Below are 26,349 nucleotides of genomic sequence, written 5' to 3'. Positions count from 1 at the left end.
AAAATTTCAGATGGAAATGCTGTTTTAGACGATTTTGGCTTGGATATTGCTGTGAAGACTTTGAAGAATGGTCTCAACTAATCTGAATCTCAGGCGTTGCTCCTGAGTGAAATGGAATATGAATCGGTTTGGCAGGGAAAACATACATAAACGGTTGTTCGGTGATCAACGTGGATTCACTTTGATTGAAATGGTTACGGTGGTGTCCATATTTGGGATCATGCTGACAGCTGCCATTCCGAATTATTCCAAGTGGGTGGAAAAGAGATTGATCACCGCCGAATCGGATAAATTATATCTGGATCTCATGCTGGCGATAGCGACGGCTGGACCGAAGTGGGAGCCACCAATTGGAACGTAGCGGCGGGTCAGTACCAAACGGCGTCCAATGGCAACGGTATTTCCGTCAACGGTTGCGACCCCTGGCAGAATTACGAGATGCAAATCGACACTCAGAGAAACGGATCGCTTGGAACCGACGAATACACGGGAATGATCCTGCGATATCAAAACTCAAACCAGTATTACATGGCAAGAATTTATTGCGAACTCTGCACCGGGCCGCCAGCAGGCCATGTTTATAAACTTCAAATCGTTAACTATAACAGCGGCGAAACGGTTCTCGCCGCCAGTGCTGCGATTACCTTCGACAACAATACCCTTTACACTCTCAAGGCCAGTGTCGATGCGGATAACCTGAACATGAAAATCTGGGAAACAGGCACAGCCGAACCGGGGGGATGGACGATCATCGCGACCGACGCATCCTACACCCAGGGAGAGGTCGGATTGACCACAACCCAAAATGTGAGTGTGTTCGATAACGTAGCGGTCAGTCCCCTTTAATTTTTTATGGATCAGATGTGAGGAGCAGGATGAATGCCTGAACATGAAATTATGGAATTTCTAATATGATTAATAAATCAAAATTTGTAAGTCTCCTGAGGAATGAGCAGGGCTTCACCCTCATTGAAGCGCTCATGGCCATGGTTATCTTGGTTGTCGGGATTTTTGCTGTCATGGGAACGACCGGAACCGTCATGGATAAAAACGAAAACAGCCGCAAGTCATCCATCGCCATGACGCTCGCTCAGGACAAGATCGAATCCATAAAAGGTGTGAGCCAGGCCTGGTTGCTGGACGGGGCGGACGGATTGGATTCTCCGGGGCTGGTGGGAGGCGTGTGGACTGCAGATGCAGGCGGAGAGACGATCGATGCCGAAGGCAATGCGGCGGTCGCTGGCTCCACATATGATCGCTCCTGGACCATCACAGATATCGCGACAGAAAACTTTTTGTTTGATGTTTCGGTCACCATGACCTGGCAGGATAATGGGACGAAGACCCTGCAACTCAATACCCAAATTACCCAATAGAAAGTAGATCGGTAAATATGAAAATAACTTTATGCCGTCATCTCAAGAACGATCGCGGAGTGGGTTTGATTGAAGTCATCATTGGAAGTGTCATCGCGCTGGTACTCCTGGCGGCCACGACTATTTTATTTACCCGCAATCAAAGTATGTTGCAAGACCAAAATGACACTGCCAATATTCAGGCCAAGGGAAGGTTCGCTGTGGATAAAATTGAGGAAGAGATTCGAATGGCAGGGTTTGGTTTGCCGCCTTTAGAGGGGTTGACGGCTATTAATGCCACCTCGATCAGTTTTCGCTCCAACCTGGATAATATTAAAACCACCACGCCTCCCTGCGCCCTTCCCTGCCCGGGAGTGAAAGCCGGAAGCTTGGGAGACACCACACTCACCGTACTTGATGAAACAGGTTTTTCCAATGGCGACAAGATCGTCATTCGCAACCCCAATTTTAATCAATGGGAATTAAATACGGTGACAGGAACGTCCTCTGGCACTTTGAACTTGGGAACGGCTTTGTCCACGGATTACAATTATGGAATCAACACCAACCTGGTGACAGTGAACAAATACAGCGATGTCACCATCGCCCTTGCGGGGACGAATATCACCCGGACGGTGGACGGGACCGCGACGAATTTGATCAGCGATGTGGACGCGACAACCGGATTGGTTTTCAATTATTTTGGTTTAGTAGATCCCGCTACAGTTCAAAGGTTGAGCTTTACATTGAACCTGATCGATCCGCAAAATGCAGGCCCTACGGTTGAATTTAAAACCGATATCTCTTTGAGAAATTCTTGATTGAGGTGGGAATCATGCATTTTTTAATGCTGAAAAATAAAAAATGGGTTGCATTAAAGCCCCTAAAAAATGAATCGGGATTTGCGTTTGTAGCCGCAATTCTACTATTGACTGTTCTGTCTCTTCTCGTTGCTGTTGGAACAAAATGGGCTTCGCAGGATATAAAGAGAGCCAGTAACTATAAAAAAAACCAAAGAGATTTTTTATATTGCTGAAACGGGTATACAGCGAGCTGTCAATTTTTTCAATTACGATGCGGCAGGAGACAGCCCGGGGGCCGCAGACAATGGATTTGATGATGAGCTTGTCGGCACGACGTGGCCGGCTGGCTTTACGAGTGCCTCGTTTGCCGGCGGAACTTATACAGTGACTATCGACGACAACGACGATAACGATGGCGACACGAACGACGACGTTGACCATACCGTTATAGTAACTTCCCAAGGCACAAAAGACGGTCAAACGACTTCCATAGAGGCCATCGTCAATCGCCCCACTTACACTCCGGCGTCAGCAATCACCACCAAGGGCAATTTGACCGGAGGCGGGGCTTATACCGTTCAGGGCGCCTGTGGAAGTATTCATACCAATAGTGGTTTCAATCAATCCGGCGTCAGCGGTACGGTTACGCAGGGAACCACTGCATCCGGGGCCTGTTCGGGGGCTACTTGTACGACTTCCGGTGCGGCGGAACAACCGATTCCTATTGTTGATCCCAACGATTTCAAGACCTATGCCCATTACGTTCTAAAAAGCGACGGCACCATTCTGGATCAATCGACAGGGTATATCTACAGCAAATCAGGTTCCGACTGGACGCACGCAACCACAGGGGACGGCAACACTCTTTTTGGCGATATCACTCGGCCCAGCGGTTTATGGAAAATGAACGGCACCAGTATTGGTGACGGCATTTTTTATGTGGAGGGGAACATTAATGTACTGAACACGCCCAGTCCGTTTCAAGTGACGATTCTTGCCGATGGCTATATCGATTTTGGCGGTAGCGGGATTGTCGTGAACTACCAGGGAGGCCCCTCCCCGGACATTGACCAACTCTTTCTTGTAGCGGGGACCAATCTCGAATTTTCCGGAAATCCGACCAATCAAATCGAGGGAATGATGTATGCCGGGGAGCAAATGAGCATTTCGGGAACGGTCGATCTCAAGGGGTTCATCGTTTCGGCCAATCTTGCAGACGTTGAAAGCTTAGTCAGCCCGGAAAGTAGCATTTCGGGAAGCCTGACTGTGACCTACAACTGCAACGGGGTTTCACCCTTTTTTAGCGATCGTGTCATCATATTATCTTGGGAAGAGCAGTGATCTATAACACCAGAATAGTCCGCTTTAAAGTTTCAAAAAAATTAATCATCCCTGGATGACAGTGAAAATTAACGCATCGCATTGGTTTCCCAATCTGAAATTTTTTGTCATCCCTTCACACTTGTAATCGCTTTCATGAAGATTTAATATGTGGGACGTCCTCTGTATTCGATTGATAATGCAAAGGGTCGTCCTTTTTTAAATCGCATTTGAACAACGAATGGTTGTTGTCATTTATGAGTAGAAAATATTCCCCTGAAATTTAAAGGAATCCTGCATGGCCGCCAAGGTTTATCAAAACTACATCGATGGAGAATGGAAAGATTCCTCCAGCGGAGAAACTTTTGCCAATATCAATCCGGCCAATAAGGATGAGGTTGTGGGCCGGTTTCAGCAATCGACGCGGAAAGATGTGAATGAAGCGGTGGTAGCCGCGCACAATGCGCTTCCCGGTTGGAAAAAAATGCCAGCCCCAAAACGCGGCGAAATCCTGTTTCGGGTTTCAGAGATTCTCCTCCAGCGCAAGGAGGCACTGGCCCAGGACATGACAAGGGAGATGGGCAAGGTCATCAAGGAAGCCCGGGGTGATGTCCAGGAAGCCATCGACATGGGTTATTTCGCCGCTGGAGAAGGCCGGAGGCTTGGGGGTGAAACGGTTCCCTCGGAATTGAACGACAAGTTTTGTATGTCGGTGCGCATGCCCGTTGGCGTGATCGCCGCCATCACCCCGTGGAATTTTCCTCTCGCCATTCCGTCATGGAAATTGTTTCCCGCGCTTATTGCCGGCAATACCGTCGTCATCAAACCGGCCAGCGACACGCCGCTATCGGTCTATCATTTCGTGAAGATTCTGGAAGAGGCGGGGCTGCCTCCGGGAGTGGTCAATTATGTCACCGGGTCGGGAGCGGGTGCGGGAGCGCCTCTGCTCGATCATCCTAAAGTGAAACTGGTGTCGTTCACCGGCTCCACGGATACCGGCAGTCAGGTGGCCCAGCATTGCGCCACGCAGATGAAACAGTACTCTCTCGAAATGGGAGGCAAGAACGCCATCCTGGTCATGGATGACGCCGACTTGAATCTGGCTGTGGAAGGGGTCGTCTGGGGAGCGTTTGGAACCACAGGGCAACGATGCACGGCTTGCAGTCGGGTGATCGTTCACAAGAAGGTGCTGAAAAAATTCACCAACCTTTTAGTTAAAAGAACCAAGGAACTGAGGTTGGGGGATGGGCTGAACGAAAAAAATGAGGTCGGCCCTCTGGTCAATGAAGCCCAGCGGGAAAAAGTGCACAGCTATTGCAAGATCGGCATTGAGGAAGGAGCTAAATTGCTCCTTGGTGGGAACCCCCACAGAAGCGGCGGTTGTAGTAACGGGTTTTTCTACAAACCGACCATCTTTGGTGATGTGACCCCGAAAATGCGGATCGCCCAGGAGGAAATTTTCGGTCCCGTATTGAGCGTCATTGCCTGCCGGAGCCTTGACCACGGAATCCAGATCGTCAACGATTCGGCATTTGGTTTGTCCTCATCAATATATACGCAGGACGTGAACCAGGCTTTTAAAGCCATTGAAAATCTGGACACCGGGATCACTTACATCAATTCCTCGACGATTGGCGCGGAAATTCAGCTTCCTTTCGGTGGCACCAAAGGGACGGGCAATGGTCACCGCGAGGCCGGCACCGCTGCGCTGGAAATATTTACGGAATGGAAATCGATCTACATAGACTACAGCGGTAAACTGCAAAAAGCCCAAATAGACGAATAGCAATCTGCTTTACTTCCCATTGATTATGAAAAATTTTGAAGACAAACGATCTTTTCCGCGAGCGATGGTTATCCTGGATGCCTATATTTATGCCAGCGAAAGAAGGTTGTTCGCCGAAGTTGTGGATTTGACGGTTCATGGAATTTCATTTAAATCGGAACAAGTTGTACCTGTAGGTTCGAGAGTGGTTATCAAACTCGATGGCAATAAGGACATAAGGAACTGTGAACTCACAGCAGACATCCTTCGTTGTGACCCTCAGTCGAATGTGACTTCCCCCCAATACGTTGTGGCCGCTAAATTCATCGAAGCCAATGACGAATACCTGATGGACTCCCTGGCTCTCGTCCACGGAAAAAAAATAAAATCTTAACAGTAAGGATTGGGATTGAATGGAAGAAGATAAAACCCTCTTGGAAAATTTAGGCGGCAGACCCATTCTGGAACGCGTGCATAAGGTTTTTTACGATAAGCTTTACGAACATCCCTGGTTGAAACTATTTTTTTCTGATATCGACCAGAAAACCATTGAAGATCAGCAAACCGATTTCATGGTGTCGAACATGGGCGGCGGCAAAATTTATTCCGGCGCGTTGCCAAAAAATGCTCACAAGCATATGTTTATCGATCACGCGATGTTCGATTTGCGGCAGGATCTTTTGCAGGCGTCTCTTGACGAATGCAAAGTGCCTTCCGCTTTGGCGGAACGTTGGATGCGCATTGATGGCGCTTTCAGAAAATCCATCGTCAAGGAAGATCCCAGTCAATGTGAAAAGCGTTTTTTTACCGACGCAATTAAAAACTTTCCCAAACCTTAAGATATGCGACTGACCTGGAAAGGCGGCTTTTTTTGAAAATTTGTGTTTTGTCCAGTGGTAGTGGCGGAAATTCGGTTTATATTGAAACGGACACCCATAAGATTTTGTTGGATGCCGGGTTGAGTGAAAAGAAACTGAGCGCCCGGTTGGCGAGTATCGGTCGCGATGCTGGAGACCTGGATGCGGTGTTCGTGACTCATGAACATTCCGATCATGTTAAAGGAGTCGGGCCTTTGGTCAGAAAGTACAACATCCCTTTGCATACGACGGAAGGGACGCTAAAAAAAATTCAGCATAAATTGGGCCGCATTCCAGTCTGGAAACCCATTCGTTCGGAAGAGCCGGTGACCCTTGGAGACATGGTGGTGGAACCGTATGCCACGCCGCATGATGCCGAAGAGTCTGTTGCGTTTGTCATCCGGCAGGGAGATATCAAAATTGGTCATGCCACGGATTTAGGCAAAGTAACGCCTTTTGTCCGCGAAAAATTACAGAAGTCCACCGCTCTCCTGGTGGAGGCCAATCACGATGTCGAAATGTTAACTGTGGGACCCTATCCCTGGTCCTTGAAGCAAAGAGTCAAAAGCGATGTTGGTCATCTTTCTAATGAGGCCTGTGGTGAACTGTTGGCGGCGGTCAGTCATGACGGGCTCCGATATGTGGTTTTAATGCACTTGAGTGAAACCAACAACCTTCCGGAACTTGCCACCATCACAGCGGAGCAGGCCCTGGGACAGAGATTTTCCCGGTTACAGATGGTTCTCGCCCGGCAGAATCACCCGACCGAATTATTAACTATCAACTGAATCCCCTCACAATATAAAATTTTGGCTTCATATGAAATCCATTCAAGATAAAATTCAGGGTTGCTGGTTTGGCATGGCGGTGGGTGACGCTATGGGAATGGCGGTTAAAGGTCTCAAGCCGGAAACCGTCAAGCAGTGTTTTGGCTCGGTGGACGATTTCAAAGACGTCCGCAACTTTATCGGCAAAGGCATCCGACAATACCGTATGAAAGGTTTGTACGGGGTGCAAACTCAAACCGCTCTTATGGTTTGCGATTGTGTGCTGAACAATAAAAAAACCAATGTTTCCGAAATTTCCCGTTTATTTTTGCAACTTGCCGCGGGCGGTCCCGAAAACTACCTTGGTGTTTTCCGCCATGCAGAAAGCCCCTTTTACCGGGCGGTAGAATCTCTTCCAGGACGGGTTCCTCTGTTGCCAGCAGACCAGAACCATGCAGGGTGTTATTATCCGTCCCTTGCCGTTCCAATCGCCTTGTTTCATCAGGAGGCATCCGATGAACTGATAAGGCAGTGCATGGAAACCTGTCTCTTGATGAGCCGCAACCCGATGGAAGTTATCGGGGCGGCGTTGATGGGGTATTTAGTGACCTGTTTTCTTTCCCTGGACCTGAAAGAGGGAGAGGGCCTTACTGAAAACGACTCCCGAAAAATTATGGGCGAGGGGGTGGAGGCCTGCAGGCAGGCGGAGCTGATATTAAAAGAGCAGGTCCCCGAAATTTGGGATGAGTTTGGCGAGCAGGTGTTTCAGGCTTTAAGGTTGACCTTGCAAGGGATAATGGAAAGGCTTCATTTGGAAGAAGGGCTCTTGTTTAATTGGATTTGTGAAAACGCTTCCAGCTATAGCAAAAATAAAATCATTCATCCGACTCAGAACCATGTGTTGAGTCTTCTTCCCTTGGCATTGTTAATGGTATTGAAGGGCGGACCCGATTTTGCTTCCATTCTGACCCGGACGCTCAATATGGGCCGGGAAGCGACCCTGCTGGGGACGCTGGTGGGAGCATGGGCAGGCGCGCTGTTTGGGTTTGAACAAATTCCCCCGCACTGGAAATCCGGCCTGGTCAACTCCAGGGAAATAAAAGCCAGGGGAGAGGCCCTGTTTCTGCGTCGATTTACAAAAAGTCTTAAAGATCTTCCGACCATGGAATTGGCGCTGACCCAGAAGGAGTTCGAGGAGAGAAGAAAATTTACCCCTAAATTAACGCGCAAGGTATCAGGCAAGGGGGCTCCTGTTGCAGAGGTTTTGGATGGACCCAAAATTCCTAACAAAGAAGACCGGATCCAATGGCGAAAATTTGAAAAAGATAAAACGCGGCAGAAAAGGGATCGCAGGCGAAACCTGGAATCGGATGATGACGATGATTGAAGAAAAAACAAGCGCGAAGGGGTCAAAACTTCGCTGAGACAGCATGCAGAACGCGGGGTTTTGCAAGGCGTTTGGCAATTAGGTCTTAGCATAGAAGCCGGAAGGGGTTATAATAGTTAGAAGTTATTTTTAAAGTATCTAAAATAATTTCAATGGGTTAAGCGAGGTTCAGGCTTGGCCCGGCGGCAGATTCCTCTGGTAATTTTTTTAAAAAGGAGACACTCGTGAAGGCGGTCAAAGCGTTTGTTACGGTTTTAATGTTTTGTTTTCTGACCGGCCCGGCGTAGGCCGAAGAAAAGGGGACCCTGGTCATCGGAGAAAATTTAAAAGTGGGGATGTCCGTGGATCAGGTGATAGTTTTATTGGGCATTCCGGACAAGTTTGAGGTGCAACGCGGTACAGAACCTTTAACGGATACTGTGGTCATCGAGTATCCCAAACAAGGGGTGGTGATCCATGCCATGAGTAATAAGACCACGGTGGATGCCATTGAAGTGCTTCCCGCGTTCAAGGGGAAATTTGCGGAAGGAGTTAAGATCGGAGCTAAGTTTAATGATCTGATCGCAAACTACGGCGTCCCGAAATCCATGAATGCGCAAATTGCACGTTACCCCGAGCGAGGCATGTTTTTTCAGTTGGACAAGGAAGTACTTGTCTCTGCAAAAATCTTTACAAAGGACAGTCAAATTCTGGATCGGAAACTCATCGGCCGTTAAAGGTTTGGGTTGCTCCGAGGGCGAATTTCATGAGGACTGGAAGGAGGGGGATTCCCCTCCCGCTGGTTTTCTTTCTCCATCCGCGACGTTACCGTGGAGAAAGGCTGTTCCAGGCTTTGCATTCAGGACAATGACTCGACCATTCCTCAAAAGAAGTTTTGCATTCCCCGCAAACCACTTCAGATAAAGATTCCCTGGCAATACTGAAAGCCGACAGCGTAGCTTCTTCCATCTTGGGATTGTCCTGTTTCTGCTGGTAGGCATTCGCCAGTAAGATGGAGTGCAATACCGATTTTTCTGGCTTAACGGTTTCAAGAACCTGAATGGCTTCCTCGGTTTCTCCCTTTTCCAAGTATAAAACCCCCAGCAAAAGAACGTACTTATCCTTCACCGAGTTATTGGAGGATTGGATGGCGTTCTGATAGATTTTAATCAAATCTTTCAGGTTGTCCGACTCCTGCAGAACCTTTTGGATGCGAAGCAGACAAAGCGGGGAGTGGGTGAAGCTCAACCCGGATTGCCAGGTCTTGATGGCATTTTTCTTGTCGCCGGACTTCAGAAAGGCGTCGCCAAGCGTGATGTATGCAGGCAGACATTTATCATCGGCCCTGAGGGCTTTTTTAAATTCGGAAATGGCAGAGTCCACCTGTCCCTTCTCCCAATGGAGAAGACCTTTTTGATAGGTGATCTGGCCGGACAATCGCTGTTCCTTTGCCTGTTGGTTTTTGTCACGGGTGAGGGAAATGACCCGTTTCTGAATCTCGGAGGCATTTTTCCAATCCTGCTTCTCAAGGTAGGAGTCTCTTATTCGGGATAAAACCACCGGCGAGTCCGGTTCCACCCGGCGTATTTTTTCCAGCGTTTGAATTTCTTTTGTCGACAAGCCTGTATGGGAATAATCCTCAGCCAGGTGGTCGAGCACTTTTAAATTTCCAGGATCAATTTGGGTGGCTTTCAGGTGCAGTTCCAGTGCCCGGTCGGTATGGCCTTGCAGACGCTCAATCTTCCCGGCGCCGTCCAATGCGCCCACGTGGTTTGGAAATTCTTCAAGAACCTTGTTGAAGAGCGCCTTTGCTTTTTCGAGGTTTCCACCGGCCAGGGCGTTTTCCGCTTTTTCAAAATGACTGGCGCACCACTGGCCTCTTTTTTGATTTTGTTTTTCTCTGAAATAGGATTTCAAATTGCCCCAGGAAGATTTTACTTTTAATACCCAGTTCAGAACGATGGCAACGATGACACCGACCAGGATAAACCCCAGCAAGAGGATTACCATTGGCATGTGCAGTGAAAAAGCTTGCGTCAGGTAAACTTCAACCTCATGCGGGTTGAGGAAGGCGATGTATACTGAAAGCAGCGTAAAAATAATCAGGAAAATAATATTTTTCAGAGTCACTGTGATTTGCCGTAAGAATGAGTTATTAACTGAATTAATACTAAATTGCTATTTTTTTAGAGGCTGAATTATACCATCTTACCCAGGGAGTTCATTCAAGGATTTTCTTCCAAATCCTCTTCCTCAAAATCAGGTGTTTGATTTTCCACCTGGTTTTCACGCGCACTCATGCATTCCACGCAAAATTTTGCGAAGGGCATCACATCCAGCCGGGCTTCAGGAATGGGCTGGCTACAGGTAGAACAGATTCCGTAATCTCCCTGTTTGAATTTTTCCAGGGCTTCGTCAACCTGTTTCAGTTTTTGCCAATCCTGTTCCCCCAAACTCGAAATTAATTCATTTGTATAGGCCTGAGCGGCTCCGTCGGTAATGTCGGCCATTGGCTCCGGGGTTTCCTCCCGGCTGATTTTAAAGGTTTTTTCAACATCACCCAAGAGGTTGTTCCTGATTTCCTGCAACTTGGATAAATAAGAAGGTAGTTTTTCTGGGTTCATTAATACAGGTGCTCCTGAAAAAATTGTTTCATTCTCCCACAGCTTTTATGGTGGGACCATCTCCCCATAATCGCTCCAGATCATAATGGGCGCGTGCCTCTTTTTGAAACACATGGACAAAAATATCTCCAAGGTCCAAAATCACCCAATTGCCTGTGGCGTAGCCTTCTACGGTGGATGTCTTATGTTTATTCTGGTAGATTTTTTCCAGGATGGAATCCGCGATTGCCTGAACCTGCGATTTGGAGTTTCCGCTACAGAGTATGAAAAAATCTGTCAAATCCGAGCGGTTCCGTAAGTCCAGAATCAGAATGTCCTCAGCTTTTTTTTCAGCTGCTGCGTCTACGATAGTCTGCTGTATAGTATTCAAAGGCTCTTTCATGTAACCATTGTTAAAGGTGGGATTTAGCTCGGTAAAGTTGGTTTTGCATAATATAATTTTCGACTTCGGGTGGCAACATATTTTTAACTTCCTGATGGGTCGCAATTCGTTCCCTTATTTGACTTGAGGAGACATTTAGCGGCGGGAGGTCAAAAAATTTGAGGGTGGTTTGCTTTTCTCGATGACAAAATGTGAGGAGACCTGGGTCTTTGGTTGCAGGCAGAAAAGGTATTGATGAATCATGGAAAATACTCTTGAGGGTTTTTTCAATCCCTTTCATGGTATATCCAGGACGGGACGCGATGATGATATGGCATGATTCAAACAGTTTATGGACGGTTTTCCAGGTTCCGATCCCTTCAAAAGCATCCATTCCCATGATGAGATAAAAATCGGTTTCAGGTTGTTCGTTGAGTAACACCGTCAGAGTGTCGATGGTAAAGGATATTTCCTTCCTTATAAGCTCCATTTCGGAAATCAAAAAAAAGGGCTGAGATGCAGTGGCCAACCGCAGCATGGCTAACCTGTGGCTGGAGGATGCGGGTTGCCTGTCCTGCTTGTGGGGAGAAATGTAAGCCGGGACAAACAGAATGTGATCCAGGTGAAATCGTTCTCGAACCTGGGTTGCCAGGCCGATATGGCCGTTATGCACCGGATCAAAGGACCCTCCCAGGATTCCCACGCGTTTCCTGTTTTCTTTTCCCATAAGGGCATCTCTAAAAATTAGTTTATTACAGGAAATCGAACACTGTACAAGGATTTCTTATATTGGTGGCACGGGCTTTCTAGCCCGTGCGAACAGGCTGGAAAGCCTGTTCCACTAAAACAAAGCCATCTCCTTAAGTTGACGATTAGGAGCATTTAGTCAATTTTTAGAGATACCCATAAGTTGAGTCATCAAAAACAATTTATCAGGAACTGCCAGTTTTTAAAAGCTGTCAGGAGTGTTTCTACTTAGATGCGGAAAACCTATTTTTGCTACCCGCAACTGTCATGCTGAGCTTGTCGAAGTATGACCTTGATAATTAAGGGCTGTTTTCACACTTCGATATACCCCTCTGGGGCATGAAGGCAATGGTGAAATACCACATACCCCTCTGGGGCATGAAGGCAATGGTCGAATATCACAGGCTCAGTGTGACAATAGGGCATCTCTAAAAATCGACAACGGCACCGAAGCGTCTTTTGTTTTAGCAGGACAGGCGACCTACCCTTAAATTTAAGGATAGGTTGCCCGTGCCACTGATTTAAGAAACTTTTGCACACGATTCTATTTTCTGTGAAAACTAATTTTTAGAGATGGTCGAAAGGTATAACAGCTTCTTCGCCGTTGGCTTCTCGCAATTGCAATGACGGGTTACACAAAGGTCCAATTTTGCAGAGTACAGGTATCCGCAAGTGTAAAAAATCCCTAAAATACAATGGTTTTTCCAGATAATCAGGCTCGACGGGCGCAAAAACTGGCCCTTTTATTCGGGAAATTAGACAATTTTTCGTCCCTGTGAATGACAAAATTTGTCGATTTGCGGTTATCCGAGTGTTTATGTGGCCTAAGCAGAAATATGTTGTAAAAATAAACCATTATAATACGGCATTTTATGAAATTTTTTACTTTATTCTCCGTTTGGCATCCGGTTTGCACTCTAAAAGAGAAAAACAGAATTCAGAAGGTTTCTACGTACCTTTGTTTTTTTCACCCGGTTGTTGGATTATCTAACTTGTAAAGGAGAGCAATAATGTTGTCGAAATTAAATACCGCAAAGAATGAAAAGGGTTTTACCCTGATCGAACTGTTGATCGTTATCGCCATCATCGGAATTTTGGCGGCCATTGCGCTTCCGCAGTTCACCCAGTATAAAAATCGTGCTTATAATTCCGATTCTAAAGCCAACCTGCATAACCTGTATCTGGCCTGCAAAGCCCATTGGGGTGACACGACGAGTCTAACCGCTTGTGATTTGACGAACGTAGCGACGGCTTCTTACGGATATAATCAGTCCACCAATGTAACCGTTAATATTACCGCACCAAATGAGGCCACATTCCGCGCGGATGCTACGCATGCCAGTACTGGTATTGCATATACCATCGATGATACTGGTGAGATTACTCCTTAATTGTTGATAATCTTATCCTGCTCCATCCCCTTTTGGGGGTGGAGCAGGGTTTTTTTTAGATAAAAAACCGATCCTATGAAGTTTTTCTCTCAAAACCACCGCGCAGTTTTTTTTAACTATTGTACCGTGGTTTTTCTATCTGGCCACTGTTTCTCCCACCATCAATCACCGGGATTCTCCAGAGTTCGTCGTTAGCGCATTCACACTTGGGGTCAGCCATCCCGCAGGTTTTCCCACATACAATCTGCTGGCCAAAGCCTTCACTTTTTTCCCCTTCGGATCCATCGCTTTCAAGGTCAATCTGTTTTCAGCATTTTTCGCCTGCATGACACTGGTGACTCTTTATGCGGCGGCGATCCGGTTCCTGGTCCTTGTTTACCCTGACGAAGACCGAACCCGTTTTTTTGGGCCTGCGCTTTTGTCTGCCGGGTTGCTGGCGTTTTCGGCGCCATTTTGGTTCCACTCCCTTGTAGCGGAAGTTTATACCCTGCACTCTTTTTTCATCAGCCTGATCCTGCTTTTGCTCCTTTTGTGGCGGGAGAAGGACGATGTGCGTTATCTGTATTCCGCCGCTTTGATGTATGGGTTGAGTTCGGGCAACCATGCGACCATGGCCTTTTTATTGCCGGCGATTCTGGTTTTATATTTTTGCTGGAACCGGCAGAATGCCGCAAGGCATCTTCTGATATCGGTCCTTTTTTTCCTGATAGGTCTGTCCGTATACGGTTATCTTCCCATTCGGTCCTTAGCGGAGCCTTCCATGGACTGGGGCAACCCGGAAACCCTGAAAGGGTTTTTGTATCATGTGACCGACCGCAAGGATGCGGACACCCATTTTTCCTATTTTCGCGACTCAGCCGTTGGGGCCGAGACGGTGACCGTTTCCCTTTGGGTGTCGGCGGTCCTGGGAAAAATTTGGAACGTGGCCCGTACATTTCTGACCGATGTGTGGACACATTTGACGCCTCTGGCGACTCTGGGTTTTCTGGCGGGTGCGGCATTGTGCTGGAAAAGGAATCGCCCATTATTCGTATTCACTTTCCTTATCGTTGCCATTAATGCCGCTTTTTTTGTGGGCTGGAGGAAGGAGAGCTATTTCCCCTCTTATATCGTTGTCTGCCTGTTCACGGCGGTAGCGTTATTTGCCGTTCTTTTTAGAGACAAAGAACCCAAGGGGCCGAAGGAAAAAAAGGTTTGTTAAAAGAAATGTCATCGATCGATTGGCGGCGGCTGGTTTTTGTTGGCATGGCATGCGTGATTCCGTTTAACGTCATCAGTAATTATCAGCAGGCGGACCGGTCGGGATTGTATTTTGGCGAATCACTGTTAAAGCGCGTATCACTTTCGCTGGAAGACCGGAGCATATTTGTTACCGGGATGTCGTGGTTCAACTTTTATTATCACAACGACGTCATGCGGCTTCGCGATGACGTCACGGCCATCAAGGCCTGGGATTTGATAGGGCCGGATGTTCCCGATCTGCTCACACAGCGTCGCTATCCGGATCTGGTTTTGCCGGAGGTTTCCCGTCACCGTTTTGATTCACGCGAAGGATCTCTGAAATATGTTCAGGATCTTTTTCAGGGCAATGAGAGCCACCGCCCCATTTTGATGGATCAGAACCTGACGTTTTTTGAGCAGTTCCCACTTGAAGAAGATTTTCAACCCTACCGGAACCTGCTATTAAAGTATCGCTCCGGTTCATCCGAAGATACCAAAGAGCCAGGTTCCAGAGCGGCGTTTGAGGAGTTCAAAAGCTTGTTGCAGGCGGAAGTGAATAAGCCGAGGATTTACCAAACGCAATGGATCAATAAAATTGCCTTCTATATTCCATCCATCGCCGCGCATTACCATGAAACCAAAAGATATCAACAGGAACGGGAAGTTCTTAAGCTGATGTACGATTTTCTGGGACACCGTGGGCCCGATTGGTGGTTCAAACGGATAGATAATCTTATCCTGGATGCGCAAAACAAAAAAGCCAGGCAAGAGTTTGCCCTTATGAAGACCCAATTCCCGAATCAATTTGAAACGCTATTTATGGAAGGTCTGCTCTTGCGTGCGGAGGCAAAACTGGAAGAGTCAATAAAACACCTGCAACAAACGGTGGCGCTCAAACCTGGAGATTTTCGACCGCGTCTGGAACTGGCAAAAACCCTGCAAATGCTGGGCAAGGACGAACAGGCGGCCAGGGAACTGGATGGGGCCAAAAAAAATATCCGCACCTTGCGGGAATGGAAGCGAATGCAAAAGGAATTGACGAGTTGAAAGGGTGAAGAAAATATTAGTGGAGCCTTCGTCTGATAGCATAAGAACACGGCAACGGCTGGAAGGTTATCTCATCCTTTTGATTTGTCTGGTGGTTTACTTCAATACCCTGGGCAATGGGTTCGTGAATTTTGACGACCACGATGAACGGATTCTTAAAAATCCATTTCTGACCGACCCCTGGCAGTGGAATTATGTTCTCACCGCTTTCACTCAGGCGACAGCAGGCTATTACGATCCCGTATATGTCTTATCTTAATGTCGTCGATTGTAAAATCTGGGGATTAAACCCGGCAGGATTTCACATCAACAATCTCCTGCTGCACGCCGTCAATTCCATAATAATTTTCCAACTTCTATCCCGGCTCATCGTCTTGTATATCAGCGCCAAGAAATACGGCAAAACTGAGGCGAATCTGGAAAAGTACGGTCACATGTTTACAGAAAAGGAAAATCAGCTTTTTAAAAAATTGATTCAAAATGATCAAACGGGCAAGTTGGAGGCCGCCGTCGAGGTTTATCATAATCTGCAAAATTCAATTCGGAGCAGAATGAGCCATGTTCAAAAACAAAACCGTGTCGGTGGTCGTTCCGGCGCATAACGAAGAAAAATTAATTCATATAGTTTTGCAGACGTTTCCCGACTGGGTGGACAAGGTGATTGTGGTTGATGATTGCAGTACCGATGCCACAGCAGAAGTTGTCCGTCGCCACATCAAGGAAGACTCGCGCGTGAGTCTTGTCATGCACACCGAGAACAAGGGCGTGGGGGGGGGCGATTGCCTCCGGTTACAAGGCCAGCCTGGAAATGCAATGCGACAATGCCGTGGTCATGGCGGGAGATGCGCAGATGGACCCGAATGATATGGAACGCGTCGTTCTGCCGGTGGCAGAGGGCCGGGCCGATTACTCCAAAGGCAACCGGCTGTTCACGGGGCAGGCCTGGGATATCATTCCCCGGCACCGGTACATTGGTAATGCGGCATTGTCCCTGTTTACAAAAATCGCCAGTGGGTATTGGCATGTGGCGGACTCGCAGTGCGGTTTCACCGCCATTTCCAAAGGTGCTTTGGAAGCCATTGATATAGATAAGATTTATCCCCGCTACGGCATGCCCAACGACCTTCTGGTGAAGCTCAATATTGCCGAGCAAAAGGTGTGTGACGTGTCGGTTCGACCTGTTTACAATATCGGAGAGGTTTCCGGCATCCGCATCTCACGGGTGATCACCAAAATTTCCAGTCTGCTGGTCCGCTGTTTTTTCAGGCGGTTACTGGAAAAATATGTGATTCGCGATTTTCATCCCCTGGTCTTTTTTTACACCTTCGGATTGATTTGTTTTCCACTCGGGTTTGTCTCGGGGGGCTATCTGCTAGCCTATCGTCTTTTCGCCGGCCCGGTTTCGGCCACCAGCGCACTGTTCTCCGCATTACTGGTTATTTCCGGTTTGCAATTTCTTTTATTCGCCATGTGGTTTGATATGGAGAGTAACCAGCACCTCAAGGGCTGAGTTTCCAGTCTTAGCCGCCAGAAGGTTATTTTTGCTATAATTTAGGCATCTTGTTGAAAATTAATGGTTAAAAAGATATAATATGCCCATGAATATTTACAAGGATTTTCTGGTTATCGGCAGTGGTGTGGCGGGGCTCACGTTTGCTCTCAAAGTTTCCAAGTTTGGTTCCGTCGGGATCATCACCAAGGACGCGTTGGAAGAGTCCGCAACCAAATACGCGCAGGGAGGGATCGCCTCTGTGATGGCCGATGACGACTCCTGCGACCTGCACGCTCAGGATACTATCGAGGCGGGGCGGGGGCTGTGCAAGGAAGATGTGGTCCGCATCGTCTGCAAGGAAGGTCCTGCGCGTATCCGGGAGTTGATTGGCCTTGGGGCGCAATTTGACCGGGTGCAGGGAAAAGATTTTCATCTCAGCCGCGAAGGGGGCCATTCCAAGCACCGCATTCTGCATGCGACCGACCTGACCGGTTGGGAAATTGAACGCACCCTGATTGCCGCCGTTCATGAACAACCCAACATTGAAATTTTTGCCCACCACATGGTCATCGACCTGATCACGAGAGCCAGGATGGACCCTTCGGTGACACCGGGCAGTCCGGAGGATGAATCGCTGGGAATGTACGTACTGGACGCCAAGAAGAATAAGGTCAAAACCTTTTTGTCGAAGGTGACTCAGCTGGCGTCCGGCGGTGGCGGAAAAGTTTACCTGTATACATCGAATCCAGATACGGCGACGGGAGACGGTGTGGCCATTGCTTACCGGGCGGGGGCTAAAATCGCCAACATGGAGTTTTTCCAGTTCCATCCCACCTGTCTTTTTCATCCGCAGGCAAAATCATTTCTTATTTCCGAAACCGTACGCGGCGAGGGCGGCATACTGCGCCGGAAGAACGGGCAAACCTTCATGGAAAAATACCATTCCCTGGAATGCCTCGCCCCCAGAGACACCGTGGCCAGGGCCATCGATTTTGAAATGAAGCAGAGCGGTGAAGAATGTGTCTATTTGGACGTGACCCATATCGAGGGCTACCGGAGCCGCGAACGGTTCCCTAATATTTATAAAACCTGTCTAGATTTCGGCTTTGACATGTCTAAAGAACCCATTCCTGTGGTTCCGGCGGCGCATTATATGTGCGGCGGAGTCATGGTTGATATCAACGGGCAAACCAACATCCGCGGTCTGCTTGCCAGTGGCGAAGCCTGTTATTCCGGGTTGCACGGGGCCAACCGGCTGGCGTCCAACTCGTTGCTTGAGGGATTGGTGCTTTCTCACCGGGGGGTCGCCAAAGCCGCTTCCCTGCTGAGCCGGTCCGGGTCGCTGGAAAAACTTCAGAAAGATATTCCGAAGTGGGACAGCGGCAACGCCGTGGACAGTGATGAATCGGTGGTTGTGTCCCACAATTGGGATGAGATTCGCAGGCTCATGTGGAACTATGTGGGGATTGTGCGCTCCGACAAACGATTGCAACGGGCCAAGCGCAGGATCAACCTGCTCCTGGATGAAATTCAGGAGTACTACTGGAACTTTAAAATCACCAAGGACACGCTTGAGTTGAGGAATATAGCGATCACCGCACAATTGATCATCGAGTCCGCTCTTGAACGAAAAGAGAGCCGGGGCCTGCATTACAACCTGGATTATCCACAAACGGACGACGCAAACTGGAAACGGGAAACGGTGGTTCAGGACACCACGCCGCGTCCCATAACCCAAAATAGATTAAAAACTTCCTTCCATGAATGAAAAAAACTTTTCAGAATTGATACGGGATTTTTTCGGGATTCTGTTCGTTGCATTTACGCTGTTTTCCCTTCTTTCTCTAGTCACTTATTCCCCGAACGATCCTTCGCTCAATAACGCAGTCACCGGGAAAGCCAAAGTCGTCAATCTGGGTGGTCTGGTGGGAGCTTATATTGCCGATACTCTGGTACAGATGTTTGGCACCGGCGCTTTCTTCTTTCCCCTTTTGACTTTCATCCTGGGCTGGGCGTTTATTCGCGGCAGACAATTCAACCATTGGCCCTGGGTGCTTTGTTCGGGGGTTTTGTTTCTCATCAGTTTGTGCGCCCTGAGCGCGGCCTTGCTGGATGCGGACCCATACTTTGGCAAAAAAGTTCAAACCGGCGGCATGGCAGGGTCGGTTCTGGGTGCCTTCTTGATCCACTGGTTGAACAAGGGCGGCGCGGTGTTGACGCTTGCAACATTTATGTTTCTTGCTCTTTTGGGGATGACAAGATTGTCAGCCAATCATTTCATCGACCATGTGCAGAGCGCTTTCCTCGGAGTGGGCCGCTGGATACTGCAGGCGGGTCCGGCAATCAAGGAAAGCTTTGCAAACTGGCGCGAACAGAGAGAAGCCGACAGGCTGGAAATGGAAGAAGAGCAGGAGAGGGATGAGGTATTGGTCAGCGAGCCTGTCATCGTCAATCAGTCACAACCGATGATCATTCAACCGATGAAAAAAAATAATAAGAAAAAACAGAAGAAAGTGGAAGAAGAGGCAGCGGAATTTTTCGTCGATGACGAAGAGTTGCTGGCAGATCCCGAAGAAGGGGAATATCAGATTCCGCCGTTATCGTTGCTCAACGATCCTCCGGAGCTGGAAGATGAAGAAGGACTGCGGGAAGAGATTCTTGCCAACAGCGCCATCCTGGAAGAAAAACTGGCGGACTTTAACGTTCACGGCAGGGTGGTGCAGGTGCTTCCAGGCCCTGTGATCACCCTGTTTGAATACGAGCCGGCGCCGGGAATCAAAGTCAGCCGGATTTTAGCGCTGGCGGACGACCTGGCTTTGGCGATGCGGGCTGTCAGCCTTCGCATCATGGCTCCGGTTCCCGGAAAACCGGTGGTAGGCATTGAAATCCCCAACACGAGAAAAGAGGTTGTATATTTCAAGGATATCATGTCGTCTGAAGTTTTTACCGAGTCACCCTCTAAATTGACGATGGCAATTGGCAAAGACAATATAGGCGAACCCATGGTTCAGGATCTTGCCACCGTTCCCCATCTGTTAATGGCAGGTTCAACAGGGTCGGGAAAGAGCGTGGGCATGAACGTCATGATTTGCAGTATCCTGCTGAACGCGACTCCCGATGAAGTGAAAATGATCATGGTCGACCCTAAAATGCTGGAGCTTTCTATTTACGACGGCATCCCGCATTTGATTGCGCCGGTTGTCACCAACCCCAAGAAAGCGGCGGCGGCTCTGCAATGGGCGGTGACGGAAATGGAAACCCGTTACAAGTTGATGTCCGAAGCGGGGGTGCGGAACATCACCGGCTACAATAATTTCGTTGGCAAGCTTGAAGTTGAGTATGAAGAGAAAATCCTTGAAGCAGAAAAAGAAAGGCGCAAAGCCAAAGCGGCAGGGGACTACGATGAAGAGGATGATAAGGAAATTCCTGAGGCTCCCGCCAGACTGCCCTATATCGTCGTGTTCATCGATGAGTTGGCGGATCTGATGATGGTCGCCGGTAGAGGCGTGGAGGAATGCCTGACTCGCTTGGCACAGATGGCGCGTGCAGCGGGGATTCATTTGATCGTCGCCACCCAGCGGCCTTCGGTGGATGTTCTGACGGGTATCATCAAAGCCAATTTCCCGGCCCGTATCGCTTACAAGGTCATCTCCAGAGTGGATTCGCGCACCATCCTCGATTGCATGGGGGCGGATAAGCTTCTGGGAAAAGGCGACATGTTGTTTCTGCCGCCGGGAACCTCCAGTTTGAAGAGAATTCACGGGTGCATGGTCAGCGATGAGGAAATCAACCGCATCGTGAATTTTACCAAGAAGCAGCGAGCGCCCGACTATAAAGATTCCGAAGAAGATATTTTTGATGCCATTGCCATCGAAGAAGGTGATGCCGAGGCGGATGATGCGGAAGAGTTTGATGAAAAATATGATGAAGCCGTGGCGCTGGTCGCGAAAGAAAAGCAGGCGTCGATCTCCTATATCCAAAGAAGAATGCGTATTGGCTATAACCGGGCGGCGCGTATTGTTGAATGTATGGAACGAGAGGGCGTGGTGGGTCCGTCTGATGGCGTCCGACCGCGTGAAGTTTATGTCAAACCGATCATGTTTGAGGAATAAAATGTTTTTATACCGGGGATGTGTCGCTGCGGCGTTCATTTTTGTTGCCGCATTTTATTCTTCACCGGTACAAGCCGGAATGTACTCCTGGGCAGATGAAAAGGGCACCATTCATTTCACGGATGACCTGTATAAAATCCCGGAAAAATTCCGCCAGGGTGAAAAGCGATTCAAAAAATACAGAGCGGCGCGTCCTCCTTCCTCATTTCCTTTGCTGGAGAGGCCAACACCCTCGTCCTATTCTCCAGAAAAGGCGGGTGCAGGAGAGTATGTGATTCCGTTGATTCCAAGCGGTGGGGGTAATTTTTTAGTGGAAGTGGTTTTAAACAACCGTGTGAAGGCCCTGTTGATGGTCGATACAGGAGCATCCCTGCTGACAATTTCTGATAAAGTGGCCAGGCGCATGGGGGTTCGGTTCGGCTCCGATTCCCCGCAAATCCCATTTACGACCGCAGGAGGCGTGGTGTGGATGCCCATGCTGGCAGTCGATAATCTGCAAGTTGGAGGAGCTAATGCCGATCTGGTGGAAGCCAGCATCAGTGACCAGCTGGGCGAGTTGGATGGTCTTTTGGGGATGAGTTTTCTTGGCGATTTCCGGGTGGAAATGGATAAGGCGCGTTCACAAATGATTCTAAGGCCGCTGGGCAATCCTGGCGATCTGGAGTGGGACGGAAAGTCAGCTCTCTGGTGGAAGAGTCGGTTTTCAGGCTATGCTCAGAAAATCAGCGGCTTTAAATCCGAGGCGCAAACTATGGAACAGGCAGGGCATCCCATGGCCTCCAGCATTGAAAAAATGGTCGCTTTTTATGAAGACCTCCACGGCAAGCTGGAAATGGCCGCATCCAGGGCAGGGGTTCCCATGCGCCTCAGGTCCTACCCTTAATACTTCCCTTGCAAACCGAAATCCCTCTTCCGAGAAATTCTGCCAATCCTTCCAAATCTCCCGTGCTTTTCGTTTTGCTGGGGGCGAGCAATCTGGCGCGGGGTTATTCCGCTTTGGTGAACTGTCTCATTGATTGCCTGCATCCTCATCCTGTTGAGGTTTTACATGCGATGGGCCCCGGCCGGGGATATTTTGCCCAGGGTGGCGTGTTTAATGTTTCGTATTCTCCGATCGTAGCCAGCGGTATTTTAGATGCCGCCAGGAAACGCCAGCCAAACATCAGCAAGACCCTTGCTTTGATCACCGATATCGGCAACGACATTATGTATAATGTCCCGGCTGATAAAATCATTGCCTGCCTGCGTTCTATAATTCAGGAATTAGACGCGATGGGAGCTGATGTATTTGTTAACCCGATCCCTATGGTCCTTGAAAAGGATGTGTCGGAACGGCAGTTTCGTATGCTTCGGAGGGTGTTTTATCCGCACAGCCCCGTCGCCTATTTCGGTGCAGCAGATGCCGTCCGGGAGATCAATAAATTTTTGCAGGAAGCGGCAGGCGGGCGCATCCATCTTTTGCCCAGCGTTAAAGATTATTGTGGGGTGGATAAAATTCATTACAGTGTGTTCCACAGTCACAAGGCGTGGTCGGAAGTGATGACTGCCATGTGCAGGGTCCTGCCGGTGGAGCAAAGGGCAACGGTGAGTCGGCTGTCAGTATGGAAGGCTTTATTTGCCAATCTGGGTCGGCTGGCTTTTTGTGATATGGTACCGATCCGGGAAAAAATTTCAGGGACTTTTTAAGGTTATTGGCAATGGGTGCTCTGCTTGCAATTATCAGAACGATGGCTATTTTTGTCATTTATCCGGTGTTTGCAATGATAGGTATGGGGTTGGCCTGTTATTTATCGGAAAAGCGCCGTCACCAGCTCATCGCTGTTTTTACCAGGCACTGGGCGCGTTGTTCCTGTTTTATTTTTAATATCCGGGTGCAGAGGGTCGGCGAGATAAAAGTTTTGCCTGGCTCCCTCATCGTGGCCAACCATATAGGGGCGCCAGATATTTTTGTGTTGGGAAGTTGCTTTCCGGGATTTTTTGTTTCCAAAGCGGAAATCGCCGAATGGCCCCTGTTTCGCTGGATGGCCCGAATAGGCAAAACAATATTGGCGGAGCGAAGCAAGCGCCAGCAAGTGAAAGAAATCGTAGCCCAGATGCGTGAACGGTTGGCGGATGGCTGTTCGGTGATCCTGTTTCCCGAAGGCAGGGCGACCGACGGTCGGCAGGTCCTGGACTTTATATCCTCCCCTTTTGAGGCGGCGGTTCTGTCCAAAAGCCCGGTGGTTCCGGTAACCATCATTTATCATGACCGACCGCCACCCTCGATTGCCTGCTGGCATGAAATGCATTTCCTTGCCCATATATTAGCGTTGTTGAAAAATCCGCGGCTGGATGTTACCGTCTTCATTCATGAAAAAATTATCGGAGACACTGATCGCAGGGCATTGGCGGAAACCAGTGGCCGTATCATAAGCGCAACGCATCGCAGGGAAATGTTGCATGAGAAGTGAAAATACAAGAAGCTCAAATAGCTTGAAGCTGTCACAAATAAAATTCATTCACGGTGGAGATAATGATTCATCCTTTTAAAGAAAAAAAACCGCAAATCGACGCATCCGCGTTGGTGATGGAAAGCGCTCAAATTATCGGCGATGTGATCATTGGCGAAGAGAGCAGTGTCTGGTTCAACGCCGTGATTCGTGGCGACGTCAACCACATCCGCATCGGCAAATACACCAATATTCAGGATGGCTGTGTTCTGCACGTCGCCCGCAGAACCTTGCCGCTCCTCATCGGCGATGAAGTGACCGTCGGCCATAATGTGGTCCTGCACGCCTGCACCATCGGCTCGCAATGTCTGATCGGCATGGGAGCCATCGTCATGGATGGCGCGGACATCGGCGAGCAGTCGATCGTCGGCGCCGGTTCCCTGGTGACTCCGGGAACCAAAATTCCGCCCCGCAGTCTTGTCTTGGGTTCTCCCGCCAGAGTGAAACGCGAGTTGACTGAAGAGGAAATTCGCGGCATCCGCGAGTCGGCGGCAAATTACGTCGGCGACATCGAAAATTATTTAGACTAAACAAACGCATTAAGAGTTAACTATGAAAGTTTCATTGGCGGTCATAGGCGGGAGTGGCGCGTATCGATTGCTCGCGGATCAATCCCTGGGCGATGAAAAGGAATGCGTGACTCTCAAAACGCCGTTCGGCGACAGCGCTCCCTTGCATCGATTCGCATTTGATGAAATAGAATTTCTGTTTTTGTCCCGCCACGGGGAAAAAGACTATTCCCTCACCGCGCCCTTCGTCAATTACCGCGCTAACATTTACGCGCTTAAAGAATGCGGCGTCGAGCGCATCATTTCGTGGTCCGGTCCCGGCATCATCAACACCGCTTTCAAACCGGGCGAGTTTGTGGTGCCGCACGATCTGATCGATGAAACCCGAAACCGCGAAACCACCTTTTTTAAAAATACAGGCATCGGATTCATTCGCCAGAGCCAACCGTTTTGTCCGGAGATACGCCATGTCCTGCACGATTCCGTGCACCACAGTGGCGTGGCGCATCATGATGCCGCAATTTATGCGTGCACTGAAGGGCCGCGTTTGGAGACCCCTGCGGAGATTCGAAAGTTACGGATTTTGGAGGCCGATCTTGTGGGCATGACCTTGATACCGGAAACGTTTCTCGCCCGCGAGTTGGAGATGTGTTATGCATCTATTTGTTACCTGACCAATTATGCGGAAGGTGTGACGCCGAGACAATTTGAAAAAGGGCAGCTTTTCGAGGGCATGCAAACGGAAGCGGAACGCGTGTCAGTGGAGGAATCTATCAGCCGCTTCCCGGATTTGATTGGCGATGCCTTACAGGCCTTAAAGGAAATGGACCGGGCCTGCGATTGCCAGTACGCTCTCAAGCGTTACAAGGACAAGGGAATGATCGGTGACGATTGGCACGCATGGGTTTCTCCCTGATGCCGGAAGAAAAACGACATCCTCATTCAGCCGGGTAAATGCCCCGCCAGGCTTCAAATCCGCCGGTCATGCTGTAGACTTCTTTAAACCCTTGATTGGCAAAATAGGCGGCGGCTCCCTGACTGGAGATTCCGTGATAGCAGCAAACCACCAGAGGTGTTTCTTTATTTGTATTTTCGGTAAACTCTTTAACATTGGCATCGCTCACCGGGACCGCCGACGGGATGTGTCCGCTGGAATAAGACCCCGGATCACGAATGTCCACGATGTTAGCACTTTGCTGATCCACCAATTCTTTAACTTTATGGATGTCTATTTCTTGAAAGGGGGGCATGGCTCCTCCGTAATGAATCATCTATAAATTTATCTGCAGGATATCATTACTTTATACCAGAAGTAGAATAAGGATCGATGTGAATATTGCCATACTGGAAGACCAGTTAAAATCCGCCAGAGAGAATAAAGACATCAAAGGAGAGTTGTCTGCTTTAAGGCAGTTGGGGTTGGTTTGTCAGAAAAATCGCCAATTGACCCAAGCGGCTTCTTTTCTATCTAAAGCCCTGACCCTCGTTGAAAAGACCGGAAATGAAAGAGACCAGGCGGTGGCTTTGGCTAATCTCGGATGTGTTTACTGGGAAATGGCGCAGTTGAAAAAAGCCATGACCCATTTTCATGAGGCGTTAAAAATTCAACAGCTGACCGAGGATGTTATCGGTCAAACAGCTGTTCTGACCCTTCTGGGAGTTTCTCATTGGCGCAAATGTGAATGGCAGGCAGGTCTCTCCTATTTTCAAAAAACGCTTGAGTTGCAGAAGACCCATCAACCGAAGCCTGATGAACAACCGAATGATGAAGCCTACGCTTCCCTGTTCGAAGCTCTTGAGCGGGGAGTTCAGACTTTGCAGAATCGCGTCCATTTAGGCCGGGAGCAAAATGATCCCCTGAAAATTATGCAACCCTTGTTTTCCATGATTCCACTTTATTTATTTACCGGAAGAGGTAGCGAGGTGGAATCTCTTTTGCGAGAGGCGGGTGCGTTGGCAGAGGTGTTGCATAAAAAGGATATTATGGATATGATCCCTATTCTGAATGGATTCATCAGGGATTTTTTATAAGGGCATCTCTAAAAATTAGTTTTCACAGAAAATAGACTCGTGTGCAAAATTTACTTAAATCAGTGGCACGGGCTTTCCAGCCCGTGCGGACA

At 48.7% G+C, this 26,349-nt stretch carries 30 protein-coding genes and 1 pseudogene; 25 read left to right on the top strand and 6 right to left on the bottom strand.

Annotated elements, in window-relative coordinates:
• Nucleotides 1-106 precede the first annotated feature (106 nt).
• The 4 genes from O3C58_11115 to O3C58_11100 all read left to right on the top strand — a co-directional run bounded on the left by O3C58_11115 (nucleotide 107) and on the right by O3C58_11100 (nucleotide 2,176).
• Nucleotides 107-361 carry a prepilin-type N-terminal cleavage/methylation domain-containing protein gene (locus O3C58_11115; GenBank protein MDA0692403.1) on the top strand — a complete coding sequence of 85 codons (255 nt, stop codon included), beginning with the start codon at nucleotides 107-109 and terminating at the stop codon, nucleotides 359-361.
• Nucleotides 337-846, top strand: a complete 510-nt coding sequence (locus O3C58_11110; protein ID MDA0692402.1) for a hypothetical protein — start codon at nucleotides 337-339, stop codon at nucleotides 844-846. The genes O3C58_11115 and O3C58_11110 overlap by 25 nt, the downstream gene beginning before the upstream one ends.
• Before the next feature lie 65 nt (nucleotides 847-911).
• Nucleotides 912-1,376: a prepilin-type N-terminal cleavage/methylation domain-containing protein gene (locus O3C58_11105; protein MDA0692401.1), complete on the top strand. Its 465-nt coding sequence runs from the start codon at nucleotides 912-914 to the stop codon at nucleotides 1,374-1,376.
• Nucleotides 1,377-1,393: 17 nt separating this feature from the next.
• Complete coding sequence (locus O3C58_11100) at nucleotides 1,394-2,176, top strand: hypothetical protein (protein ID MDA0692400.1); 783 nt, start codon at nucleotides 1,394-1,396, stop codon at nucleotides 2,174-2,176.
• Nucleotides 2,177-2,188: 12 nt separating this feature from the next.
• Here the strand turns inward: O3C58_11100 and O3C58_11095 are convergent, their stop codons facing one another.
• On the bottom strand, nucleotides 2,189-2,599 hold the full coding sequence (locus tag O3C58_11095) for a hypothetical protein (GenBank protein MDA0692399.1): 411 nt from the start codon (nucleotides 2,597-2,599) through the stop codon (nucleotides 2,189-2,191).
• Here O3C58_11095 and O3C58_11090 point away from each other — a divergent pair.
• The 7 genes from O3C58_11090 to O3C58_11060 all read left to right on the top strand — a co-directional run bounded on the left by O3C58_11090 (nucleotide 2,543) and on the right by O3C58_11060 (nucleotide 8,970).
• A complete protein-coding gene (locus tag O3C58_11090) occupies nucleotides 2,543-3,499 on the top strand; it encodes a hypothetical protein (protein ID MDA0692398.1) in 957 nt (318 codons plus the stop codon). The two genes, O3C58_11095 and O3C58_11090, sit on opposite strands and share 57 nt — an antisense overlap.
• Nucleotides 3,500-3,776: 277 nt before the next feature.
• The gene (locus tag O3C58_11085; GenBank protein ID MDA0692397.1) at nucleotides 3,777-5,264 is read left to right on the top strand and encodes an aldehyde dehydrogenase family protein; all 1,488 of its coding nucleotides are present in this window, start codon (nucleotides 3,777-3,779) and stop codon (nucleotides 5,262-5,264) included.
• A 25-nt stretch (nucleotides 5,265-5,289) separates the two neighbouring features.
• Nucleotides 5,290-5,637 carry a PilZ domain-containing protein gene (locus O3C58_11080; GenBank protein ID MDA0692396.1) on the top strand — a complete coding sequence of 116 codons (348 nt, stop codon included), beginning with the start codon at nucleotides 5,290-5,292 and terminating at the stop codon, nucleotides 5,635-5,637.
• 19 nt (nucleotides 5,638-5,656) lie between these two features.
• Nucleotides 5,657-6,082: a group 1 truncated hemoglobin gene (locus O3C58_11075; protein MDA0692395.1), complete on the top strand. Its 426-nt coding sequence runs from the start codon at nucleotides 5,657-5,659 to the stop codon at nucleotides 6,080-6,082.
• Between the two features lie 32 nt (nucleotides 6,083-6,114).
• Nucleotides 6,115-6,888, top strand: coding sequence for an MBL fold metallo-hydrolase (locus O3C58_11070; protein ID MDA0692394.1), 774 nt, complete (start codon nucleotides 6,115-6,117; stop codon nucleotides 6,886-6,888).
• 31 nt (nucleotides 6,889-6,919) lie between these two features.
• The gene (locus O3C58_11065) at nucleotides 6,920-8,254 is read left to right on the top strand and encodes an ADP-ribosylglycohydrolase family protein (protein ID MDA0692393.1); all 1,335 of its coding nucleotides are present in this window, start codon (nucleotides 6,920-6,922) and stop codon (nucleotides 8,252-8,254) included.
• Between the two features lie 341 nt (nucleotides 8,255-8,595).
• The gene (locus O3C58_11060) at nucleotides 8,596-8,970 is read left to right on the top strand and encodes a hypothetical protein (GenBank protein MDA0692392.1); all 375 of its coding nucleotides are present in this window, start codon (nucleotides 8,596-8,598) and stop codon (nucleotides 8,968-8,970) included.
• 88 nt (nucleotides 8,971-9,058) lie between these two features.
• Here the strand turns inward: O3C58_11060 and O3C58_11055 are convergent, their stop codons facing one another.
• The 4 genes from O3C58_11055 to nadD all read right to left on the bottom strand — a co-directional run bounded on the left by O3C58_11055 (nucleotide 9,059) and on the right by nadD (nucleotide 11,945).
• A complete protein-coding gene (locus O3C58_11055) occupies nucleotides 9,059-10,363 on the bottom strand; it encodes a tetratricopeptide repeat protein (GenBank protein MDA0692391.1) in 1,305 nt (434 codons plus the stop codon).
• Between the two features lie 95 nt (nucleotides 10,364-10,458).
• A complete protein-coding gene (locus O3C58_11050; protein ID MDA0692390.1) occupies nucleotides 10,459-10,857 on the bottom strand; it encodes a TraR/DksA family transcriptional regulator in 399 nt (132 codons plus the stop codon).
• A 28-nt stretch (nucleotides 10,858-10,885) separates the two neighbouring features.
• On the bottom strand, nucleotides 10,886-11,227 hold the full coding sequence (rsfS, locus tag O3C58_11045) for a ribosome silencing factor (protein MDA0692389.1): 342 nt from the start codon (nucleotides 11,225-11,227) through the stop codon (nucleotides 10,886-10,888).
• Nucleotides 11,228-11,249: 22 nt separating this feature from the next.
• A complete protein-coding gene (nadD, locus tag O3C58_11040; GenBank protein ID MDA0692388.1) occupies nucleotides 11,250-11,945 on the bottom strand; it encodes a nicotinate-nucleotide adenylyltransferase in 696 nt (231 codons plus the stop codon).
• Nucleotides 11,946-12,975: 1,030 nt separating this feature from the next.
• On the opposite strand from nadD, the gene O3C58_11035 reads away from it, so the two are divergent.
• From O3C58_11035 to O3C58_10975, 13 genes and pseudogenes are all read left to right on the top strand, one after another.
• Nucleotides 12,976-13,356 carry a prepilin-type N-terminal cleavage/methylation domain-containing protein gene (locus tag O3C58_11035; protein ID MDA0692387.1) on the top strand — a complete coding sequence of 127 codons (381 nt, stop codon included), beginning with the start codon at nucleotides 12,976-12,978 and terminating at the stop codon, nucleotides 13,354-13,356.
• Nucleotides 13,357-13,516: 160 nt separating this feature from the next.
• Nucleotides 13,517-14,557, top strand: a complete 1,041-nt coding sequence (locus tag O3C58_11030) for a DUF2723 domain-containing protein (protein ID MDA0692386.1) — start codon at nucleotides 13,517-13,519, stop codon at nucleotides 14,555-14,557.
• A 5-nt stretch (nucleotides 14,558-14,562) separates the two neighbouring features.
• Nucleotides 14,563-15,624: a hypothetical protein gene (locus tag O3C58_11025; GenBank protein MDA0692385.1), complete on the top strand. Its 1,062-nt coding sequence runs from the start codon at nucleotides 14,563-14,565 to the stop codon at nucleotides 15,622-15,624.
• A gap of 4 nt (nucleotides 15,625-15,628) precedes the next feature.
• Nucleotides 15,629-15,883 carry a hypothetical protein gene (locus O3C58_11020; GenBank protein MDA0692384.1) on the top strand — a complete coding sequence of 85 codons (255 nt, stop codon included), beginning with the start codon at nucleotides 15,629-15,631 and terminating at the stop codon, nucleotides 15,881-15,883.
• Complete coding sequence (locus O3C58_11015) at nucleotides 15,870-16,226, top strand: hypothetical protein (protein MDA0692383.1); 357 nt, start codon at nucleotides 15,870-15,872, stop codon at nucleotides 16,224-16,226. The genes O3C58_11020 and O3C58_11015 overlap by 14 nt, the downstream gene beginning before the upstream one ends.
• Nucleotides 16,183-17,134 (top strand): annotated as a pseudogene (locus tag O3C58_11010) (glycosyltransferase family 2 protein). Before O3C58_11015 ends, O3C58_11010 begins: the two are co-directional and overlap by 44 nt.
• Nucleotides 17,135-17,222: 88 nt before the next feature.
• Nucleotides 17,223-18,884, top strand: a complete 1,662-nt coding sequence (gene nadB, locus O3C58_11005) for an L-aspartate oxidase (protein MDA0692382.1) — start codon at nucleotides 17,223-17,225, stop codon at nucleotides 18,882-18,884.
• Nucleotides 18,877-21,228 (top strand): DNA translocase FtsK 4TM domain-containing protein, encoded by a 2,352-nt coding sequence (locus O3C58_11000; protein ID MDA0692381.1) that lies wholly within the window; start codon nucleotides 18,877-18,879, stop codon nucleotides 21,226-21,228. The genes nadB and O3C58_11000 overlap by 8 nt, the downstream gene beginning before the upstream one ends.
• Before the next feature lies 1 nt (nucleotide 21,229).
• A complete protein-coding gene (locus O3C58_10995) occupies nucleotides 21,230-22,111 on the top strand; it encodes a TIGR02281 family clan AA aspartic protease (protein MDA0692380.1) in 882 nt (293 codons plus the stop codon).
• 8 nt (nucleotides 22,112-22,119) lie between these two features.
• The gene (locus tag O3C58_10990; protein MDA0692379.1) at nucleotides 22,120-22,914 is read left to right on the top strand and encodes a hypothetical protein; all 795 of its coding nucleotides are present in this window, start codon (nucleotides 22,120-22,122) and stop codon (nucleotides 22,912-22,914) included.
• Between the two features lie 11 nt (nucleotides 22,915-22,925).
• Nucleotides 22,926-23,678 carry a lysophospholipid acyltransferase family protein gene (locus tag O3C58_10985; protein MDA0692378.1) on the top strand — a complete coding sequence of 251 codons (753 nt, stop codon included), beginning with the start codon at nucleotides 22,926-22,928 and terminating at the stop codon, nucleotides 23,676-23,678.
• A gap of 62 nt (nucleotides 23,679-23,740) precedes the next feature.
• Nucleotides 23,741-24,247, top strand: a complete 507-nt coding sequence (locus O3C58_10980) for a gamma carbonic anhydrase family protein (GenBank protein ID MDA0692377.1) — start codon at nucleotides 23,741-23,743, stop codon at nucleotides 24,245-24,247.
• 22 nt (nucleotides 24,248-24,269) lie between these two features.
• Nucleotides 24,270-25,142, top strand: coding sequence for an MTAP family purine nucleoside phosphorylase (locus O3C58_10975; GenBank protein ID MDA0692376.1), 873 nt, complete (start codon nucleotides 24,270-24,272; stop codon nucleotides 25,140-25,142).
• 22 nt (nucleotides 25,143-25,164) lie between these two features.
• On the opposite strand, the gene glpE is transcribed toward O3C58_10975, so the two are convergent.
• A complete protein-coding gene (glpE, locus tag O3C58_10970; GenBank protein MDA0692375.1) occupies nucleotides 25,165-25,476 on the bottom strand; it encodes a thiosulfate sulfurtransferase GlpE in 312 nt (103 codons plus the stop codon).
• Nucleotides 25,477-25,555: 79 nt separating this feature from the next.
• Between glpE and O3C58_10965 the strand changes: the two genes are divergently transcribed.
• Nucleotides 25,556-26,257, top strand: coding sequence for a tetratricopeptide repeat protein (locus O3C58_10965; protein MDA0692374.1), 702 nt, complete (start codon nucleotides 25,556-25,558; stop codon nucleotides 26,255-26,257).
• The last annotated feature ends 92 nt before the right edge of the window (nucleotides 26,258-26,349 follow it).

Source organism: Nitrospinota bacterium, assembly GCA_027619975.1.
Lineage (GTDB): Bacteria > Nitrospinota > Nitrospinia > Nitrospinales > VA-1 > JADFGI01.
This window is presented reverse-complemented; position numbering and strand designations above follow the sequence as displayed.